This window comes from Bdellovibrio sp. SKB1291214, assembly GCF_002209355.2.
GTDB lineage: Bacteria > Bdellovibrionota > Bdellovibrionia > Bdellovibrionales > Bdellovibrionaceae > Bdellovibrio.
In genome coordinates this window covers 2,556,600-2,576,380 of the sequence record NZ_CP106855.1, presented here as the reverse complement: position 1 = coordinate 2,576,380, position 19,781 = coordinate 2,556,600, and the positions used below count along the sequence as shown (strand labels likewise).

Genomic DNA, 19,781 nt, shown 5'->3' with positions numbered 1-19,781 from the left:
GTCCCCATGATTGATGCGTTGAAAGAAAAATCACAGCTGGTTACTTGGGTCCTTCTCTTTATTCTTGGTGCGCTTTTCCTTTATATTAATTTGCCTTTCGTTGTGCCTTTGATCTTGGCCGGCATCTTTGCCATGGGCCTTATCAACTTCACAAACCGTATAGCGAACCGAGTCCGTGCTCCCCGCTGGCTGACCGTATTCGGTTTAGTTTTTGTGGGCCTGGGTGCTGCATGCGTTCCGTTGTCCTTAGCTCTATACAGAGTCACGGTCCATCTCACTGGCAAACAAGAGGACCTTCAATCCTCTCCTATTGTGGAGCAACTTAAAAACCTGCAAAACCAAGGAATGGGTTTACTTAAAAAAGCGACGGAGTGGACCGGTTATGATCTGGCGACTCCAGCACAGGGTATGACAGAGTCCGTGTTTAAAAAAATCGGTGGTTGGCTTTTAGCTTATTCCTCGGACGTCGTGGCTCAACTTCCAGGCATTTTATTCAACTTTTTTATCTTCGTTCTGTTTTTGTATTTCCTGCTATTGAAGGCCGGACAGATCAAAGCTTTCGTACTACGCTACAGCGTCGTTGATGAAAAGTTGACTGAATCCCTGATCCAAGTGGCAAAAGATTCCTGCGCAGTCACCTTGTTTTCAACCTTTGTGATTGGCTTGATTCAAGCCTTCTTAATCGGCGTTGGCGGCTTAATCTTTGGTGAGGGTGATTTTTGGTTGGTCGTAACGGTGACATTTGTGGTGTCATTCATTCCCATTATTGGAGCGGCTCCAGTGGGATTCTTGCTCGCGATCTTAGCGTTCATCGGCGGTCGCACGGGACCAGGCATCGGGATGGCAGTCGTTGCAACAGTCGCAGGCACTATCGACAACGTTTTAAAACCCTTCCTGGCCGGAAATCTTGGTGATCAAAAAATCAATCCAGTCATCGGCTTCACTTGTGTCATCGGTGCTATCGTGATGTTCGGCATCTCTGGTTTGTTATTGGGACCCGTCATCATGAATCTCGCCTACGGCGCGATCCCTTTGCTTTTAAAGCATCTCAAGCACAACGGCTCCACTTTCTTCAGCAATCACGCCTCCACAAGTGATGGAAGAACCGATACCTAAAGGCAGGAACCTTTTAGACTTTGCGAAGGAATGATTTGAAGAAATCGTTTCCTTTGTCGTCTACGATGATGAAGGCTGGGAAATCTTTTACTTCGATTTTCCAGACGGATTCCATGCCGAGCTCCGGGAAATCTAGAACTTCCACTTTCGTGATGCACTCTTTGCCTAAACGTGCGGCTGGTCCACCGATAGAGCCTAAATAGAACCCGCCATGTTTTTGGCAAGCGTCTGTCACCTGTTGCGAACGATTGCCCTTACCCAGCATGATCATTGATCCGCGCAGGCTTTGGAATGTATCTACGTATGGATCCATGCGCTCTGAAGTCGTCGGACCAAAGGAACCGGAAGCATAACCTTTTGGAGTTTTTGCGGGTCCCGCGTAATAGACCGCGTACTGCTTAAAGTAATCTGGCACACCTTCGCCGCGATCCACTTTTTCTTTAAGCTTCGAGTGCGCAATATCACGCGCCACGATCATAGGACCGTTTAACATCACACGCGTTGCCACTTTCAGTGAAGAAAGGATTTTCAATGTCTCTTCGATAGGTTGATTCAAATCGATGCTGATGGCTTCAGCCGCCGTGTCTTGCAAATGATTTGGTAAGTACTGTTCCGGGTGAAGTTCCAATTGTTCAAGGAAGATACCTTCCTTCGTGATCTTGCCGCGAATATTGCGATCCGCAGAGCAGCTCACGCCCACACCAATGGGACAGCTCGCTCCGTGACGAGGCAGACGAATCACGCGCACATCATGCACGAAGTATTTACCACCGAACTGCGCCCCAATGCCGGATTCGCGAGCCCATTTTTCGACTTGTTTTTCCATCTCAAGATCACGGAAAGCACGGCCCCCTTCAGAACCAGAAGTCGGCAGACCATCCAGATAACCCGCAGAGGCATATTTCACGATTTTTAAAGTTTCCTCGGCAGAAGTTCCTCCCACACAGAAGGCCAAGTGATATGGGGGACATGCTGCAGTTCCTAAAGAAACCAAAACTTCTTTCACGAACTTTTCAAACCCCTCAGGATTTAAAACCGCCTTGGTTTTTTGGTGCAAATAAGATTTGTTCGCAGAACCACCGCCCTTTGCCAAGAACAAGAAATGATACTCGTCACCCTTTTCAGAGTAGATATCAATCTGCGCAGGTAAGTTAGTTCCGGTGTTTTTCTCGTCAAAGAAAGTGATTGGCGCCATTTGTGAAAAACGCAAGTTGCGCTTTTGGTAAGTGTTGTAAACACCTTTAGACAAATATTCTTTGTCATCAAAGCCCGTAAAGACGCTTTCCCCTTTTTTACCAACTACGATGGCAGTTCCCGTATCTTGACACGAAGGAAACTCCATTTGCGCTGCGATAATCGCATTTTTTAGAAGATCCACAGCCACAAAGCGATCATTTGCAGAAGCTTCTGGATCCTGAAGAATATTTTCGAGTTTTTGTAAGTGTGCGGAGCGCAGCAAATGCGACACGTCACTCAATGCTTCCTGAGCGATCAGCTCCAAAGCTTCAGGTGCGACGACCAAAACTTCACGGTCACCGATTTTTTGGGTGCTGACGTGATCTGAGGAGATCTTACGATATTGAGTGTTATCTTTTTGCTTTTCGTAGAGGGGGAAATACTTAAATGACATGCAATTGAGAATACGCAGCAACGTCCCACTGGGCAAGGCATGATGCGTACGCGCACGCGCGCAAGCCCTCGGGAGGCTTATTTGGTGGGACTTTGAGGTGGGACTTCGAACGCTGCGGAAGCAGCAAAATATTTGTGGGACCGGGCTCTCTCTGCGTTCGAGAGGGGTCCAAGGACCTTTCCGAGGGAGGAGAATCAAACCTTTTGTCTCCTTCTGATACACAACTTATCAACCTGGACCTATAAGCACAAAACGATAATTTTAGTACCTTCCATAAGTTTTGCTTATGGGTGAAAAGCGCCAAATTTGAGCCCGATTTAGGATTGTTTCTGTAAATTCTCTAGGAGAAATTCCATTTGTGAATGATAGGCGCACTAGGGAAATCGTGATGCGCTGAATTTATAGCCATTTGAGACGATACTGACCGAATCCTAAAGTTTGTGAAGAGAATATCCTCCTCCACCCGATTGCATATTTTATATTTATCGCTTACCTTCACCTCGCAAATTTAAATTTGGAGGCTCTCCATGGCTTTAGCTCTCGTGGGACTGTGTCTTGCTGCGGTAATTTTTTTATACTTCAGCAACAATCCGTTGAATCATTCACGCAAGTTTATGATTCGTCGTTTCGTTAACTGGTTTCCATTGGGCATGTCTTATGCCTTCTTGTACATGGGACGCTACAACCTGAACGTTTCTAAAAACGCTTTGGGTGACATGATGACGAAGGAACAATTCGGTATCATCTTCGCAGCCGGCACCATCACTTACGGCCTTTCGTTCCTTCTCAATGGTCCGATCGTTGATAAAATCGGCGGTAAAAAAGGGATCATCATCGCGACACTGGGTTCATCTATTATGAACTTACTCATGGGTGGAGCTACTTATCTTTACCTCATGGGTCGTTTGAAAACGAACATGGTGGTCGCTTTCTCGATCTTGTTCGCCTTAAACATGTTCTTCCAATCTTACGGCGCGGTTTCTATCATCAAAGTAAAAGCTTACTGGTTCCACGTTCGTGAACGCGGCGTCTTTGGAGCGATCTTTGGTACTTTGATTTCTTTCGGTGTGTATTTCGCATTCGACTGGGGTCAAGCGATTGTGGAGGCCTCGAAGCTTCACATCGAAGGCACGAAAACAGCTTTCCAAAACTTTATCCAACACATCTTTGCGATCGACACGGGTACAACAAATGCCACATGGTTGGTGTTCACGATTCCAGCGTTCCTTTTGATCTGCTGGGCCTTGATCGACATGGTTCTTTTAAAGGATTCTCCAGCTGAAGCAAACTTCGGCGAATTCGATACAGCGGACGCTTCTTCTGGTGATGATGAAAACGTTAAAATCACAATGGGTTTGGTTCTTAAAAAAGTATTTTCGAACCCGATTATGTACACGATCGCTCTTGTGGACTTCACGTCAGGCGTTCTTCGTAACGGTATCATGCAGTGGTATTTGGTTTTCGCGCATGAAATGAAGGCCACGGATGAAGCTTTCTATAATGCGTCTGAGTTCTTCGTAAAAAACTGGGGCCTGCTACTGTGCTTAACTGGTATCATCGGTGGTTTTGCTGCCGGCATGATGTCGGACCGCTTTTTCCAGTCCCGTCGTGGTCCACCAGCTGCGATCAACAATGGTACTATGATCGTATTGTTGATTTTGATGTCTGTGTTCCTTACTAAAGAACCAAACATCGTGGGAGCTTGTGCGATCTTGATGACTTTGGCAGTTATCGGCGTGCATTCTCTGATGTCTGGTACAGCTGCTGCTGACTTCGGTGGTAAGAAAATGACAGCCACGGCTTCTGGTATCGTAGATGGTTGTGTGTACTTGGGTTCAGGTATCCAATCCTTGGCCATCGGTTACTTGTCAGCAAAAAGCTGGCACTACTGGCCTTTGTTCCTTCTTCCTTTTTCGTTCCTAGGTTTGTACCTGTCCCTTCGCATGTGGAATGAACTTCCTGAAGCGACTAAGAAGTACATCCTTAAGCAGGAGCAAGAAGCTGCCAAAGAACAAGGAAACGCGCTTCGAAGCGAAAATCCTTCGACGACTTAAAAGCTTTAAAGGCTCACCAATGGTGGGCCTTTTTTGTATCCTCACACAATCGCTTCCCCTGGCCTTCCCTCTGCGCCTGATATCGGGCGGAATTGAAGGTAGGTGTGCTTAACAGCCACTGGGAGGTCGTTATGAGAATCATCTGGGCCATGGATGCCTTTGAAGACAATAAAGAACTCAACCAAAAGATGGCCGTCTATTTGACTCGCCTTCACGAAAGCACAGGGGCCGACATCGAACCCGTCTATTTGCTTCGTGAAAACGAGATCGTGCTTCCCAGTTATGAAGTACCAACATGGGTCACAGATCACTCCCGCACAGCAGAGGCGCTATTTAAAGAAGTTTTAGAGGATTACAATCTCCCGTTCTTGCTTGAACCTAAGGTCATTCCTCACGCATCTCAATCACACTCCGGTGCTGCCGAAACGCTTTCGCATTATGCGGATCGCACCCATGCTGACCTGATCGTCGTGGGAAGTCACGGACGCCAAGGCTTTCAACGCTTTATCTTGGGAAGTTTCGCCGAAAGCTTATTGCTTGAATCCGACGTACCGGTTTTTGTGGTGGGAGCTCATTCGGCTTCCAAACCCATTTCGAATATTTTATTCCCGACCGAGTTCGGTGATCACTCGAAAGAAAATTTCCGTCACGTGTTGAATTTGGCTAAAAAGTTCAATGCAGAAATCACCCTCTTTCACTGCATCGCTCGCCCGATTGAAAGTTTGTTTGAGATGGACACGCGTCCCCGCGTGTATAACTTCAAAGGAAAAATGCTAAGTCTTGAACAAATCGTCGAGCAGCAGATTGAGCATCAATCCCAACGTGCACAACACTGGATCACCTGGGCGCGCACTGAAGGTGTGATGGCTCAATACCAAATTGATAGCTCGTATAAATCTATTGATGAAGCCATTTTAGCAGCTATTCCTCAACACGATATCGGTTTGGTTGTGATGGAAGCCCAGAGTGGGCCAATGAGTTCTGCGATCTTAGGCAGCTTTACACGCAATGTGGTTCGCCAAGCAGAGTGTCCAGTGTATGTTTTGACCAGACATTTTTACGATCATATCGAAGATCGCTTTGGAGACGCGGCAGCCCCTTAAAAAAGCTACCGCGGAAGATCCTTTAGGCGACGCGACCTTGCTGAGGGCGCATCGAAGCTGGAAGCTTCTTATAAGCATTATTTAAGTGAGTTTTCAAAGTCGCCTTCGAGATGAAAAGCTTGTCGGCGATTTCCTGATTTTTCAAACCCTGTCCCACCATCTGCATAATTTTAATTTCGCTCGGAGTGAGGCCCTTATTCACATAAAAGGCTTCTTGGGCAGAGGCTTTTTCAGCTTCGTTTTTGATGGGATACAGACAGGTGATCATATTCTCGCCGTCTTTTACCAACATAACGTCGACGAACTGACCTTCAATGTGCTGGCCTTTATGAAGTCTCATGCCATCTTGTACGGGAGCTGTTTCTTCAACTTGCTTCATCATCTCGGCACAAGCGGTATTCCCGCAGACACCCAGGGCTTTAGAACCGCAAGTTTTTTGCGAAGCTTCGTTTTGATAAACAACTTCATTTTTGCTGTTACGAATACACATACTGAATTTATCACCAGTGCACATTTTGGGGACCTCCCGTCCAACAGTTCATATTATGCCATTTACCACCGAAAACCCAGAATGATCTTGATCATGATTTCTTGAACTTTTCCAAATATGAGGCTCTAGGTCTCGTGCTTAATGACTAAGCATTTCCAAGGAATCCCATTTGTTTTGTAAGTTAACATGAGTTTATTTTGATCAGACTGGAATTATACACAGGCACCTAAGGACTTCAGATGGAATCTCCTGGAAATTGCGTAACTTATCAGCAAATTATGTGTTAAAAATTCGTGAAAATGAGGAATTGAGGGTAGTATTATTGCGGCCATGTAATAAACTAACCGCAATTTAAAAATGAATTAGAATGAGACAATGGTTCAGAAAAAATTCTCACATGTATCCTAGGCTGACTCCTTGGTATTACTAATTAGCACTTTAGATACTGGTATTGAATATCAAACCCACGTGGCCGAATATGAACCTGAGCTTAGTTAATAAACCTCGAGACAAGGAGGAAGTATGGGTGCCAGTCCAATAAGCCACAACAATCCGGATAAAAAGTATATGTTGAAAATTCCGGTACAAAAACGCTCTAAAGAAACTGTGGCGAGTATTGTTGAATCTTGTGCACGTCTCTTAGTGCAAGAACCTTATCATGCCATCACGACAGATAAGATTGCGGAAATGGCCGGAGTTAGTATCGGCTCACTCTATCAATTTTTTGCGAACAAAGAAGCCATCGTAGCTGCTGTCATCGACGATCTTTTGCAAAAAGACTTGGTATATATTGAAGAGAATTTAGCGAAGTTAACAACCACTGACTTGGATGCAAAAATTCATGCCTTTATTGATATCGGTTTTGCTCGTTTCCACGACAACCGCCCTCTAAGAACGGCTTTGCAAGGCGTTCAAGGAATGCTTGATTACTGGGAAACACGCCGCGTGTTCTTTGAACACTATCAAAAAGCGGTATTGCAGCACATGCCACAAATTCCAGGTCGTGATCGCGAGATGATTGCCCTGTTCATCGTGAGCAGCTTTAATAATATCTTGCAATTAAGTCTTTTGGGTCCACAAACACCTGAACGAGAAAACGAAATCAAAAAAGAAGTCTACATTTTGATCAATCGTTATTTGAAACCTTAAAAAGCAAAATTCTAGTTGCGCTTATAAATCCCCCTCGTATGCTCAATGTATCGAGGGGGATTTTTTTGTTTAAATCAGTTCTGCAATGGCTTGGAATATCTTTGATCATCGGCGCACTCGCCGGGACCACCTCTGCAGGATTCTTAGCCTCCCTTGATTTCGTGACCCGCACCAGACAGGAATACCCCTGGTTGCTTTTGCTATTACCAGTTGCAGGAATTTCAGTAGCCTGGATGTATCATCGCCACGGAAAAACAGTTGCCGCAGGAACTGATCTGATTTTGGACGAAATCCACAGTCCCAAACAGGTTGTTCCTTTACGAATGACTCCGCTGGTTTTATTAGGAACTTTGATCACGCATCTTTTTGGTGGTTCCGCAGGACGCGAGGGAACGGCTGTGCAAATGAGCGCCTCCTTATCTGACCAACTGACTCATCTTTTTGAATTTGAAGGGCAGCAACGAAAAATTTTATTGATGACAGGGATCTCCGCCGGTTTTTCCTCTGTGTTTGGAACACCCTTGGCGGGAGCCATTTTCGGCCTGGAAGTTTTGCGCGTGGGTCGACTTCGTTACGCAGCTTTATTACCTTGTTTTGCCTCGGCGATCTTCGCTGATCGCGTCACTTCAATGTGGGGTATTCATCATACAATTTATAAAATATCTGAGGTCGCACCCTTAAATATGGCACCCTTGGGTTACGCGGTTTTCGCGGGCATTGCGTTTGGACTTTGCGCGCGACTTTTTTCCTACAGCCTGCACCATATGATTCGGTTGTTTAAAAATGCCATTAATAATCCGATGGTCCGTGCATTCGTGGGCGGCGTGATTGTTATCGTGCTAGCCGCCTTGATGCAATCGGATCGCTATTTGGGCTTAGGAGTTCATGTCATCGTTGAAGCATTTCAACAACACGTCCCCGCCTATGATTTTGTGTTAAAAATTTTGTTCACCGCTGTGACGTTGGGAGCGGGATTTAAAGGTGGCGAGGTCACTCCGTTATTTTTCGTGGGCGCGACACTAGGCAATGCGCTATCGTGGATTTTACCTTTGCCGATGTCACTATTAAGTGGAATGGGATTCGTCGGTGTATTTGCCGGTGCTGCGAACACTCCACTTGCTTGCACCGTGATGGCAATGGAACTTTTTGGAACTCAAGGTGCAGTATTCTGTGCGGTTGCTTGTATCGTTAGCTATCTCTGCTCCGGACACAAAGGCATTTATCACTCACAAAGGATTGGGGTAAAAACACATGCTTAAAAAAATTAAAACTCCCTTTACAGAAATGATGGGTATTGATTATCCCATCATCGCAGCACCGATGTTTTTGGTGAGTAATGCAAATCTAGTTGCTCAAGCCAGTGAGGCTGGCGGGATAGGAACATTCCCCGCATTGAATTATCGCCCTCTTGAAAATTACGCAGCCGCATTAAGAGACATTCGCCAAAAAACCAATAAACCCATTGGCATCAACATCATCGTTAATAAATCCAACACTCGCCAAAATGACGATTTAAAAATCGCCCTTGATCACGGCGTGAACTTATTCATTACTTCTTTGGGAAATCCAAAAACCGTGATTCAAGAAGCTCACAAAAACGGAGCCAAAGTATTTTGCGATGTTACGAATCTGGATCATGCTTTAAAAGTTCAGGATCTGGGAGCAGATGGTGTTATCGCCGTCGGCGCCGGAGCCGGGGGACACGCGGGTCCGATCTCCCCACTTGTGTTGATTCCTTGGCTTAAAACTCGATTAAATATTCCCATCATAGCCGCCGGCGGAATTTCCCATGGCTCCATGATCGCGGCATGCTTGGCACTGGGTGCTTCTGGTGTCAGTGTCGGAACTCGCTTTATTGCTTCTAAGGAAGCTGATGTAGATCAAGCCTATAAAGATGCCATCATCAAATCGACTCCGGAAGACATCGTCATGACAACTCGTGTATCTGGCACTCCAGCCGCGGTGATCAACACTCCTTATGTTCAAAAAATGGGAACTGATTTGCCTTGGGCCATGAAAATCTTAAAAGACCACAAACTGACTAAGAAATATATGGTTCCATTGATTCACCTAATGGGCATGAAATCCCTAGAAGAAGCCGCCGTCAAACCCACATGGAAAACAGTTTGGACAGCAGGCCAATCCGTTGGATTGGTCGAAGAAATACTCAGCGTTCGAGAAATCTATGCAAAACTGATTTCCGAATACGAAGGCAGCGTTAAAAGCCTGAATCAACTTGGAGAATAACCAGGCCTCGCACCTTTTTAGATTTTCTTTCTCATGATTTTATGGGGAAGACCTGCGACGCCGACAGTGTCACCTATCGTTTCATAACCAACCTTCTGATAGAATGGCACTGCGGTTTCTCGGGCATTCAGTTCGATCACTGAATAGCCAAGCTCTTTGGCTTTGGTTTCCGAGGCCTCCACCAATAAGCGACCTATGCCCGTACCTTGAGTATGCGCCTGTACAGCGACTTGGCGCATTTTTACTGTGGTGTTGTCGTGTTTTCTTAGAAGAAGGCAACCAAACAGGAGCTTTCCGCGAAAGGCTCCGAGATGGATGTCGTCTTTTTCCGCTTTAAGTTCTTCTTGGGTAAATTTGAGCCCTAAAGGTTTTCGCAAAATTTCATAGCGAAGATTTACTTCCAGCTGATACTCGCTGGAAGCATATCGGATTTCTTTAATTTCAATGGACATGATAACCCTTAAAAAATCACGACTAGGATTTTAGGGAGCGATTTCTTACAGACAAAGTCAATTCATAGGTCATGACCGGCTCTTGGCTTTTGCTTGGCACAATAGCATAGCCTTTCATTTTTCTTTCCAGACGCTCTGGATTTTTCTTAGCTTCTTCGATCAACGATTTTACCGCTTCGACTTCATCGCAGATGAAGTGAACACCACCGTCAGCACGTTTTCCGTATTGGGCTGTGAAATCCTTAAAGATGAAGTCAATTTTTTGCTTACTTTCAGCAATCACCTGCACTGCGGGGGCCGCAATCGAAAGTTCAGCACCCACTCCCAAAGCACCAAAGTACATCGAGTTCAGATGGTTTTTCGTTCGGTAGCCCAGTGGAATCTTAATAACGAATTTCTTATCCGTCATTTCCACCACTTTGGGACCTATAAATACCAAAAGAGGGATTTTGAAAAGACCGTAAGCTGCAAGGAAGGCGTTAAATTTGAAGATTTTAGTATTCATGCCTTTTATCTTAAGACTCGAGGCTTGATAAGGGCCAGCACTTTTCAGCGAGGGCCCGACCATTTTGACATTTCCCAGGTTTGGGACCACAATAACCTTAGACAGACAGCTCTCATATGAAGACAAACCATTCCCTCACACAGTCTTCACCTTTACAGAGCTGATCTCATAGACGCCCGATTCAAGTTCATCAAAGGAAGAACTTTTGCAACCGGGGGTTTTCTTATAGTAATCCCATCGATGAGCGGCTGCGATCCGAGCTCTTTCTCGAGCATCATAGATATAGACATTGCGCATTTCAGATAAATCGATGTTATAGGTTTCACACATTTTCTTAAGAAGACTGATCGGCGGTTGTCTTTTTCCCAGTTCGATATTTGAAAGAAATTGGGAGGATTTATACCCAAGCCTCACAGAGGCTTGGTGCTGCGTAAGACAAGAAGCAATTCTTTTATCTTTTATAAAATATCTTAAAAACATCATGGCGTACTTTCCTAAACTTCACTTACTGCAATTCCTGGCAGTTTAAGTCATCCGCCGAAAGGATGTTACTGCCATCATTCAGTAACATTTGTCCTTTTCCATCCATTCGAGAAATTAACAAATAGAATTCATGATCTGCGCTTTCATAAGAGGAGAAATTATATTTATAATTGTGAACAACATCCCTATTCAAGATGATGCGCTCCTGTTTGTTCGCCACTGCAGAGACCACAGCTATTAGATTTTCATTATTTGCAACAGTGACCACCAAAGCGGTGTCCCCCGTTACTTTTACACAGCTGACTGCTTTTTCATTGAGCCCTGCTGATGCAAAACAACTGATGATCAAGACAATAGTAAATAAATATTTTTGCATCGAAATAAATCCTTTAGGTGAACATTTGTTTTAGCAAAGTTTGTTTTGAGAGAAAACCCAGACGCTCTTTAAGAGTGAGCAACTCTATTCAATCAATTTTGCCCGAGAATTTATCGATGCTAAAAAGTTACGGAGTTCTCAGTAGTCTTGCAAAAATGGTTTATACGCGGGCTAGCACTGAAGTCAGCACTTCTCTCTCTGGAATTTTTCTTGTAGTGTCGCGCGCATGAATCTTAAGAAGTTTATTCTGATTTACTTAATTGTTATTGCCATCTCAGTCGCGATCACATCGGCTATATAAAATTCGCAAGCCAACTCATATTAATCATTATCCCAACGTTCCGCTGCAGAAGCCGTAGCCCGACTTTTTGCTTCATTAATATAGACTTCGCGCATCTCTGCAGGACTGACCCCGTAAACATCGCACATTTTTAAAAGCAAATCCGTGGTGGGTAATTTGATGCCAAGCTCGACGTTAGAAAGGAATTTGAAGTCTTGATATCCTAGCTGCTGAGAGGCTTCAGAGAGATCAAAACCTGCGGAAACCCTTTTATCCCTGAGATAATCTTTTAATAACATAGGCGTTCTTTCAATTGCGGTACTTACTTAAAGAAATGCTTATATCAGAAGATCGCAATCACCGACAGGGTTGACGGCTTTAAGTGTTCGCAATCGAACTAAACCATAATAAGAGAAAATGCGCCGACGATGCTCTAGAAACATTTTGAGTGCTAAAGATCGATACCCAAAAAGAAACTGGCCACCAGGCAAAAGAAAACCGCAAAGGCCATAAGGGCTAAAATCCTGTCTTTCTGCTTTACAAATAGGATGCCCGTTAAGAAAACGCGCGTGATCGGCAGTAAAACCAAAACTGCAAGACCTGCGATAGAGATAATGAGCGGACGATTTTGCATCACCACGGCCCAATGAAGGGTTTCGTAAAGAGATTTCTGTTCGTAGGTTTGGAACGTTGCCAGAGTATCTCCCTCAACAATCCATTGCCAGATCCAGCCGATACTCATCAAGGCACCGGAGATGTAAACTCCACTTCGAAGCATTTTACTGATTTTAAGTTCTAAATCGTGAAGAGCTTGGTCTTGTTGGGATTGTGGCGCCATTATTTAAGCCCCTTCATGATCATTTGAACGGAAACAATAGAAAGAATCACAGCGAAGATTTTTCGAATCACACCGGCTGGCATCTTGGTCATGGCTTTTGCACCGGCCATAGAGCCGATGATAATTCCCACCGCAACTGGCGCCGCGATTTCAGGTCGCACATCACCTTTTAACAAATAAGCACCGGCACTTGCTGAAGCCGTGACGCCAATCATGAAATTGGAAGTCGCTGATGACACTTTAATAGGAAGTTTCATCGCCCCGTCCATTGCAAGAACCTTGAAAATACCACTGCCGATACCAAGTAACGCGGAAAGCACCCCCGCACCAAACATCGCAAATAAGCCCAGCGGCACCATCTCGACTTTGTAGGTCTTCCAATGTCCACCCTCGGGAAAACCACCATCGAGTTTCAATTTGTCAGCCCAAGGATGATTGACGGGAGAATAATGCTCGTGGCGTTTTCTAAGCATCATTAATGCTGAGAAAAACAAAAACACGCCAAAGATTAAAAACAGAAACTTGGCTTTGATATACGACGCGAGTAAAAATCCGACGATCGCACCACTCACCGTGCCGATTTCTAAAAACACGGCTAAACGCAGGTTCGTGAGTGAATCTTTAAGATAACTGGCCGCCGCGCCGGAAGACGTTGCGACAATAGAGATTAAACTGGCTGCAATGGCATAGCGAATGTCGATGTGATAAATAAGCGTGAGAACAGGCACGATGATGATACCTCCTCCCAACCCCAGCAAAGCTCCTAAAAACCCTGCTCCGACTGCTGTGATTAGAAGAAGTATCTCATGCATAAAAACCTAAATCCCTATTTAGCAGGGCATTCGTACAATTTTACTAAGCGTGCTCCAAAGTAAGTACCGCGTTTTTCCAATTTCCACGGTGGGTATGGCAAATATACGGCCTCTACACATTGACCCTTTTGAACAATCGCCCACTGACGATCTTCAGATGTGGCTGCAAACAGTTCATTCGAGTTTTGATCTTTCACGCTGATCGCGAAAGAAAAGACTTTTTCATTCAGTTCGCCGCCGGCACGGGCAATCAAGGCAACTGGCAACTCAACGCGTTCTACGTTCACAACTTCACCGACGACCGTCTTGGAAAAAATCACGCTGTAGTTGTTAATCACAACCCAGAGAATTCCTGCGAAAATAACAAAGCCCAAAATAGTTTTTAGAATTTTACTTAGTGTTGCCATAGACTTGAATTATCGGATATTTTCGATGGACGTCAACAAAAAGGACCCCGCGGTGTTTTCTAAAAAAGAAAAAGTACTTCTAGGAATATTAGCATCTGTTCAATTCAGCTCTATCGTGGATTTCATGATCATGATGCCACTGGGACCTCAACTCATGCGGCTGTTTCAGATCTCCCCACACCAGTTCGGACTACTTGTGTCATCGTACAGCTTCTGCGCGGGCCTAAGTGGTTTCACAGCCTCATTCTTTATGGATAAGTTTGATCGCAAGAACATGCTGCTATTTTTCTTCCTTGGCTTTTCGATTGGAACTATTGCGTGCGCCTTGGCACCTACCTACGAACTCCTTTTGTTGGCGCGTGGTTTAACAGGAATTTTTGGTGGCGTGCTCAGCTCACTGGTTCTTTCGATTGTCAGCGACGCTATTTCATACGAACGCCGCGGCTCTGCAATGGGGATCATCATGACTTCGTTTTCAGTGGCCTCGATTTTTGGTGTCCCGTTTAGCTTGTATCTTGCAAACCAATTCTCGTGGCATGCGCCTTTTATATTTCTAGGAGTGGCGTCCCTCGTGCTATGCGTGGTTGCTTATTTTGGCGTTCCACCTGTACGTGGTCATTTGGAGCATCCGCGGGAAAAAGAAGCTGTCTATCAGTCTTTGCTGCGTATTTTTAAAAATAAAAATCAAATCCGTGCTTTGATATTTATGTCGACTGTGATTTTTGGTCACTTTGCGATTATTCCGTACTTATCACCATCGATGGTTTCCAATGCAGGTTTGACCGAAGAACAACTGCCATTGATTTACATGATTGGTGGGTTATTTACGATCTTTACTTCACCGATGATTGGTCGCATGTCGGATCGATTAGGAAAACACAAGGTCTTTTTATTTGGCGCCGCCCTGTGCACTCTGCCGATCTTCGCCATCACTCATCTGACAGCAAGTCCAGCTTGGTTGGTGCTTTCGATCACGTCCGTGTTCTTTGTGGTCTCCGGAGGCAGAATGATTCCAGCGACAGCCCTGGTCTCTGGAACCGCGTCACCGCAAAATCGTGGCAGCTTTATGAGTATCGTTAGTTGCGTGCAACAGCTATCCTCTGCGCTGGCCAGCTATATCGCAGGCATCATCATTGTTAAAGCGCCTTCGGGCCGCTTGGAAAACTATGAACTGGTGGGATATATGTCGATCACTGTAACTTTGATCGCGATTTATCTCTCGCGCAAAATCACCGCGACAGAGGGGCCGCAAGGCCCTGCCACCGAGCCTGTGATCGCAGAAGCTCACTAATAAAGTTTTTTGCGGCCGGCTTTGACTTCGGAATGACGTTTCTTAGAATCCAACCGTTTTCGCACAGAACTGCGAGTGGGTTTGGTTGCGACCCGTTTCTTAGGAACGAATAAGGCCTTTTGCACCAAGGCCTGCAATCGTTTGAGGCAAGCTGAACGATTCTGATCTTGATCTCTGAATTCTTCACTGCGAATCAAGATATCACCATCAACTGTGAGCTGATTTGCCAACTTTTCCAGCAAACGCAACTTAATCGGCTCCGGCAAACTTTGGCTGTCGCGCACATTCCAACGTAAAATCGCCGCCGAATTGGTGCGATTTACATTTTGCCCACCCGGCCCGCGAGAGCGAGCATAGGTGAAATCAAATTCGTGATAAAACTGCGCGACATCAATGATCATGACTTGTGAGATTCCTTCATGGCTTCTGTGAAGTCTGCTTTACCGTCGTGAATCTTTTCTGTGTTCAAAAAGATTTCAAATTGCACAGGAGACGTGGGACATACCATAGCAGTGACGCCGCAGTACTTCGTCATCGACAAAGTCACTGCTTTGATGGCTTGCTCCGGTTTGATATTACTGCCCTTGATCAAATATTGCACACGAACCAATTTAAAGATGGCAGGATGCCCTTCCGTGGTTTCCGTTTGCGCATCAACATCACAGGACTGCAGATCCAGTCGCATTTTTTGCAAAATGGAAACCACGTCCATACCCGAGCAGGCACAAATGCTTGCGAGCAAAACTTCCTTTGGAGACGGACCTTGATCGCTTCCGTCAGCAGGCTTTCCGTCCATAACGAACTTTAATCCTCGTGACTCGGCCGCAAAACCTAAGCCTTTACCTGTCCATTGTGTCTTCGTTTCCATCTGGCCCATAGTTGCCTCCCTGCGCGTCAGTCTAGACTGAATAACACATGAAGTAAACCCTATGAGAATTTGCGTTATCAGGAACTCGGCAGTAAACTTAGAGGGTTAGGAGTATTTATGACTGCATTGATTGCTACAGCCCTGGTTGGAATTATAGCCGGTGGATTATTGGGTTGGGCCTTGCACAAGTTGAATGTGAAACGCACGCTTCGTCTGGCTCGTGAAGAGGCCCAGGAAATCATCGATGAAACGAAGGAAGCGATCGAGCTTAAAGAGCTTGAGCAAAAAGAGCGCATTCAAGAAATCGAAATGGAAATGTGGACCAAAGTGGAACCTGACATGTTAAAGTCAGAAGGTCGCATTGAAGATTTGCAAGAGGTCGCCAACGAAAAGAAAGCCAAAGCTGATTCCATCGTTCAGGAAGAAAAAAAGAAACTTCAGGAACGTGAAGCTGATGTGAAAAACCAAGAACAAGTTTTACGTGGCCAAGAGGCCGAACTTGCAAAAATCAAAGACCTGCAAAAGTCTTTAAATGGTGAATTCATTCAAAAGCTAACAGCGAAGCTTGGAACTTCCGCGGAGGATTTCAAGTCAGAACTTAAAGCGAAGATGGAAGATGAAGCTGTTCGTAGAGCAGCCCGCCTGGCCCAAGAGCACGAGGAAGACGCCAAAGAACACGCCGAAACTCGCGCTAAAAAAATCTTGGCCATGGTCATTGACCGTTTTGCACGTCCATACTGTCCTGAGCGCGGGATTGGTGCGGTGAACTTTCCCGATGCCCATGCTCGTAAATTGTTTGTGGATCCTGCGGGAGCCAACATCAAAGCCGTTCAAGATAGCTGTGGTTGTGACATCATCGTTGAGCAAGATATGGAGATGGTGGGCGTTGCGGGCTTTGACCCTGTTCGCCGCGAGCTAACTCGCAGAACGCTGGAAAGAATCTTTAAAGAGAAGAAAAGCATCACTCCGGAATTCATCAAAAAAATTGCGGAAAATCAGAAGAAAGAACTTTTCAAAAATATCAAACACGATGGCGATTCTTTAGCTAAAGAGTTAAAGCTTGAAGGTCTGAATGCGGAAATCCGTCAGATGATGGGCTCTTTGCGCTATCGTTATTCTTTCACACAAAACCAATACTTTCACTGTGGTGAAGTTGGCTGGCTTGCAGGGTTGATGGCAGCAGAACTTGGACTTGATATCAAAAAAGCACGCCGCGTGGGCATGCTTCACGATATTGGTAAATCCATGGACCACGTACAAGAAGGTGGCCATGCTGTGATTGGTGCTGATTTCATCGCTGCTCGTGGTGAAGCGCCTGACGTTGTACATGCTGTTAAAGCCCATCACTTTGATGAACAGCCTTCGACAGATCATGCCTTCCTTGTTATCGCAGCCGATGCAGTTTCAGGGGCCCGTCCCGGCGCACGTCGTTCAACAATCGAATCTTACAATCAGAAAGTTTCTGAATTGCAAGACATCGCTCGTAGCTTCCCAGGCGTGACTGATTGTTTCGTTCTGAGCGGGGGCCGCGAGTGTCGCGTAATGGTGAACGGCAAAAAGGTCGACGATCTGCACGCATTAGATTTGTCTAAAAAAATTGCAGCTAAAATCGAAGAAGAATGCAATTACCCAGGACAAATCAAAGTCGTCGTGGTGCGCGAAACAGTTGTAACAGAGCAAACTCGCAAAGAACTTGCTTAGTACTTCATCATATTCCTCACGAATTTACGGCCTTTAGACTGTCGAAACACGAAGACTTTATGTGTTTCGACAGACCTTTTATTAAGATCCCGTCAGACAGTTTCTTTTAGAAGATTCTCCGTTTTACATCGGTTCAAATAGACCAAGTAAGACAGTGACAGAGGAGAATTTTATGGTGCTAGAGACCAATTCATCAACATCGCTAGAGAAACAACGCATCCCTCGAGTGCTTGTCATTGATGACAGTTTAGACTCAGTGAAATTGATGTCCCACATTTTGGATCATTATAAATGCGACGTAACTATGGCCTTCGACGGTCAAGACGCCATTCCCCTGCTTGCAAGCAAACCTTATGACCTTGTCGTATTGGATTGGCAGATGCCACAGATGGGTGGCCGCGATACGCTTTTGTTAATGGATCGTCTGTTGACCGAAAAGAAGGTGAACAAAATTAAGAAGACAATCCCCGTGGTGATATACACAGGTCACAGCGAAGAAGAGCTGGATTTACCACTAGTTAGAAACTTTTCTTATCTTGGTTTCATAAATAAACGCCAAGCTTTCAGCTCAATGATGCGCTCGTTCAACTTCATACTCAAAAGCATCTAATTAACAGAATCTTGATAGAATAAACCCGGTTTCAACTAGGAATCGGGTTTTTTATTTGCTACTGTGAGCACCTATGAATCCTGACCCCCTACCCAAATCTCAATCCGTTTCTCTTTTAAAAATCGCTTCACAATTTGTTCAGACAGCGCAAGCTCACCCGAACGCCACTTACTTTGGTGGTCGCCGTGACTGAGTTATTAGTCGTCATCATCTGTCTATTGATCAATATGATCCTATCTGGCGCCGAGATGGCCTTTGTAACTGTTCGTAAAGTTCAGCTGCAAAAAATCTCTGCCAAAGATATCCGCGCACGCCTGCTTTTGAAACTGAAGGCAAGTCCCGAGCGCACACTCTCCGTCATCCAAATCGGTATTACGGTCGTGGGTGCTGTTGCCGCCGCCGTGGGTGGTGCGGGAGCTGAAGAAGCCCTTTCCCCCCTGTATATTGAATACTTCAATCTTTCCTCGAGCACTGCAGACGCGCTTTCAATTGTGACAGTGGTTTTACCATTGTCCTATTTAAGCGTCGTTGTTGGTGAGCTTGTGCCCAAGACCTTAGCGCTGCGTAACTCACTGACCATCGCTTTGTGGACAGCTCGCAGTCTTTACTGGGGCGAGAAAGTTCTTTCTCCATTTGTGTCGATTTTAGAAAAATCAACCCACATGATTTTGAAGATCTTCTCCTTAGGCCAGTCTCACGAACATGGTCACGGCGAGCACGACTTCGAATTGGAAGATCTGCCCCATCAAACAAAACAATACATTATGAACCTAGTGAGCGCCGACAAAATGCTTGCCAGGGACATCATGGTGCCCTGGAAAGAGGTTGTCTTTGTTCGTAAAGACGATGCCATTGAAGACGTTGAAACAATCATCGTTAATTCAGGGCACACTCGCATACCGGTTATGCATGATAATGAAATCGTGGGGCTGATTAACTCTAAAGAATTTTTTACGGCGTTAAAGTATAAAAACGTCGATTGGCAGACCCTGATTCGCCCGGTTTTAAAGTTCAAAGCCTTTGAGCCCGTCTTCCGCATCCTGGTGCAAATGCAGCAGCAGAACTCGCACATGGCGATCATTTATGAACGTGCGAATTTGCATGGCTTGGTCACCATGGAAAATATCTTTGAAGAAATCATCGGCGACATCTTTGACGAAGATGACGATGGCTTCGTTAAAAAGCTTTTGGCAGCGAAGTCTCGCCGCCGCCCTTAATACCGACCTGGGAATCATTGTTCCATATGCGCAACAATGATTCCTGATTCAGTCCTCTCACAAAACAATCAAAATGCGGCGATAAGTTAGATACAGAAAGTATCTGCTTATGAAATTACGACTGCTTATTCTGACACTATTCCTGCTCGCTT

22 protein-coding genes and 1 pseudogene are annotated in these 19,781 nt (G+C 45.3%); 10 read left to right on the top strand and 13 right to left on the bottom strand.

Annotation, left to right across the window (positions count from 1 at the left end; all coding sequences use genetic code 11):
- Positions 1-6: 6 nt before the first annotated feature.
- A complete protein-coding gene (locus tag B9G69_RS12755) occupies positions 7-1,116 on the top strand; it encodes an AI-2E family transporter (RefSeq protein WP_265437776.1) in 1,110 nt (369 codons plus the stop codon).
- A 13-nt stretch (positions 1,117-1,129) separates the two neighbouring features.
- Here the strand turns inward: B9G69_RS12755 and B9G69_RS12750 are convergent, their stop codons facing one another.
- The gene (locus B9G69_RS12750; RefSeq protein ID WP_088614763.1) at positions 1,130-2,746 is read right to left on the bottom strand and encodes a fumarate hydratase; all 1,617 of its coding nucleotides are present in this window, start codon (positions 2,744-2,746) and stop codon (positions 1,130-1,132) included.
- A 527-nt stretch (positions 2,747-3,273) separates the two neighbouring features.
- Between B9G69_RS12750 and B9G69_RS12745 the strand changes: the two genes are divergently transcribed.
- Together B9G69_RS12745 and B9G69_RS12740 are read left to right on the top strand one after the other, a co-directional pair.
- Positions 3,274-4,800 carry an MFS transporter gene (locus tag B9G69_RS12745; RefSeq protein ID WP_088614764.1) on the top strand — a complete coding sequence of 509 codons (1,527 nt, stop codon included), beginning with the start codon at positions 3,274-3,276 and terminating at the stop codon, positions 4,798-4,800.
- A gap of 131 nt (positions 4,801-4,931) precedes the next feature.
- Positions 4,932-5,903, top strand: coding sequence for a universal stress protein (locus tag B9G69_RS12740; protein ID WP_088614765.1), 972 nt, complete (start codon positions 4,932-4,934; stop codon positions 5,901-5,903).
- Between the two features lie 22 nt (positions 5,904-5,925).
- Here B9G69_RS12740 and B9G69_RS12735 read toward each other — a convergent pair whose 3' ends face one another.
- Positions 5,926-6,417 (bottom strand): helix-turn-helix domain-containing protein, encoded by a 492-nt coding sequence (locus B9G69_RS12735; protein WP_088614766.1) that lies wholly within the window; start codon positions 6,415-6,417, stop codon positions 5,926-5,928.
- A 498-nt stretch (positions 6,418-6,915) separates the two neighbouring features.
- Here B9G69_RS12735 and B9G69_RS12730 point away from each other — a divergent pair, with 498 nt between their 5' ends.
- The 3 genes from B9G69_RS12730 to B9G69_RS12720 all read left to right on the top strand — a co-directional run bounded on the left by B9G69_RS12730 (position 6,916) and on the right by B9G69_RS12720 (position 9,789).
- A complete protein-coding gene (locus tag B9G69_RS12730; RefSeq protein WP_088614767.1) occupies positions 6,916-7,542 on the top strand; it encodes a TetR/AcrR family transcriptional regulator in 627 nt (208 codons plus the stop codon).
- A gap of 65 nt (positions 7,543-7,607) precedes the next feature.
- Entirely contained in the window at positions 7,608-8,801 is a 1,194-nt protein-coding gene (locus tag B9G69_RS12725; protein WP_217897673.1) for a voltage-gated chloride channel family protein, read from the top strand.
- Complete coding sequence (locus B9G69_RS12720; RefSeq protein WP_088614769.1) at positions 8,794-9,789, top strand: NAD(P)H-dependent flavin oxidoreductase; 996 nt, start codon at positions 8,794-8,796, stop codon at positions 9,787-9,789. The genes B9G69_RS12725 and B9G69_RS12720 overlap by 8 nt, the downstream gene beginning before the upstream one ends.
- Before the next feature lie 17 nt (positions 9,790-9,806).
- Here B9G69_RS12720 and B9G69_RS12715 read toward each other — a convergent pair whose 3' ends face one another.
- The 9 genes and pseudogenes from B9G69_RS12715 to B9G69_RS12680 form a co-directional block, all read right to left on the bottom strand.
- Complete coding sequence (locus B9G69_RS12715) at positions 9,807-10,241, bottom strand: GNAT family N-acetyltransferase (protein ID WP_088614770.1); 435 nt, start codon at positions 10,239-10,241, stop codon at positions 9,807-9,809.
- A 22-nt stretch (positions 10,242-10,263) separates the two neighbouring features.
- The gene (locus tag B9G69_RS12710; RefSeq protein WP_088617112.1) at positions 10,264-10,746 is read right to left on the bottom strand and encodes a DUF4442 domain-containing protein; all 483 of its coding nucleotides are present in this window, start codon (positions 10,744-10,746) and stop codon (positions 10,264-10,266) included.
- Between the two features lie 135 nt (positions 10,747-10,881).
- Complete coding sequence (locus B9G69_RS12705; protein WP_265437775.1) at positions 10,882-11,076, bottom strand: hypothetical protein; 195 nt, start codon at positions 11,074-11,076, stop codon at positions 10,882-10,884.
- A 27-nt stretch (positions 11,077-11,103) separates the two neighbouring features.
- A pseudogene (locus tag B9G69_RS18205) lies at positions 11,104-11,226 on the bottom strand (XRE family transcriptional regulator); the annotation flags it as partial.
- A gap of 25 nt (positions 11,227-11,251) precedes the next feature.
- A complete protein-coding gene (locus B9G69_RS12700) occupies positions 11,252-11,605 on the bottom strand; it encodes a hypothetical protein (protein WP_088614772.1) in 354 nt (117 codons plus the stop codon).
- Between the two features lie 321 nt (positions 11,606-11,926).
- Complete coding sequence (locus B9G69_RS12695) at positions 11,927-12,184, bottom strand: helix-turn-helix domain-containing protein (RefSeq protein ID WP_088614773.1); 258 nt, start codon at positions 12,182-12,184, stop codon at positions 11,927-11,929.
- Between the two features lie 152 nt (positions 12,185-12,336).
- Entirely contained in the window at positions 12,337-12,723 is a 387-nt protein-coding gene (locus B9G69_RS12690; RefSeq protein WP_088614774.1) for a DUF1634 domain-containing protein, read from the bottom strand.
- Complete coding sequence (locus tag B9G69_RS12685) at positions 12,723-13,535, bottom strand: sulfite exporter TauE/SafE family protein (protein ID WP_088614775.1); 813 nt, start codon at positions 13,533-13,535, stop codon at positions 12,723-12,725. Before B9G69_RS12685 ends, B9G69_RS12690 begins: the two co-directional genes overlap by 1 nt.
- Before the next feature lie 14 nt (positions 13,536-13,549).
- On the bottom strand, positions 13,550-13,942 hold the full coding sequence (locus B9G69_RS12680) for a hypothetical protein (RefSeq protein WP_088614776.1): 393 nt from the start codon (positions 13,940-13,942) through the stop codon (positions 13,550-13,552).
- A gap of 25 nt (positions 13,943-13,967) precedes the next feature.
- Between B9G69_RS12680 and B9G69_RS12675 the strand changes: the two genes are divergently transcribed.
- On the top strand, positions 13,968-15,233 hold the full coding sequence (locus B9G69_RS12675; protein ID WP_088614777.1) for an MFS transporter: 1,266 nt from the start codon (positions 13,968-13,970) through the stop codon (positions 15,231-15,233).
- Here the strand turns inward: B9G69_RS12675 and arfB are convergent.
- Together arfB and B9G69_RS12665 are read right to left on the bottom strand one after the other, a co-directional pair.
- Complete coding sequence (gene arfB, locus B9G69_RS12670; RefSeq protein WP_254916797.1) at positions 15,230-15,634, bottom strand: alternative ribosome rescue aminoacyl-tRNA hydrolase ArfB; 405 nt, start codon at positions 15,632-15,634, stop codon at positions 15,230-15,232. The genes B9G69_RS12675 and arfB overlap by 4 nt on opposite strands.
- Complete coding sequence (locus B9G69_RS12665; protein ID WP_088614778.1) at positions 15,631-16,110, bottom strand: OsmC family protein; 480 nt, start codon at positions 16,108-16,110, stop codon at positions 15,631-15,633. The genes arfB and B9G69_RS12665 overlap by 4 nt, the downstream gene beginning before the upstream one ends.
- 108 nt (positions 16,111-16,218) lie before the next feature.
- Between B9G69_RS12665 and B9G69_RS12660 the strand changes: the two genes are divergently transcribed.
- The 3 genes from B9G69_RS12660 to B9G69_RS12650 all read left to right on the top strand — a co-directional run bounded on the left by B9G69_RS12660 (position 16,219) and on the right by B9G69_RS12650 (position 19,629).
- Positions 16,219-17,802, top strand: coding sequence for an Rnase Y domain-containing protein (locus B9G69_RS12660; protein WP_265437774.1), 1,584 nt, complete (start codon positions 16,219-16,221; stop codon positions 17,800-17,802).
- 172 nt (positions 17,803-17,974) lie between these two features.
- The gene (locus B9G69_RS12655; RefSeq protein WP_088614780.1) at positions 17,975-18,412 is read left to right on the top strand and encodes a response regulator; all 438 of its coding nucleotides are present in this window, start codon (positions 17,975-17,977) and stop codon (positions 18,410-18,412) included.
- Positions 18,413-18,597: 185 nt separating this feature from the next.
- Positions 18,598-19,629, top strand: a complete 1,032-nt coding sequence (locus B9G69_RS12650) for a hemolysin family protein (protein WP_088614781.1) — start codon at positions 18,598-18,600, stop codon at positions 19,627-19,629.
- The last annotated feature ends 152 nt before the right edge of the window (positions 19,630-19,781 follow it).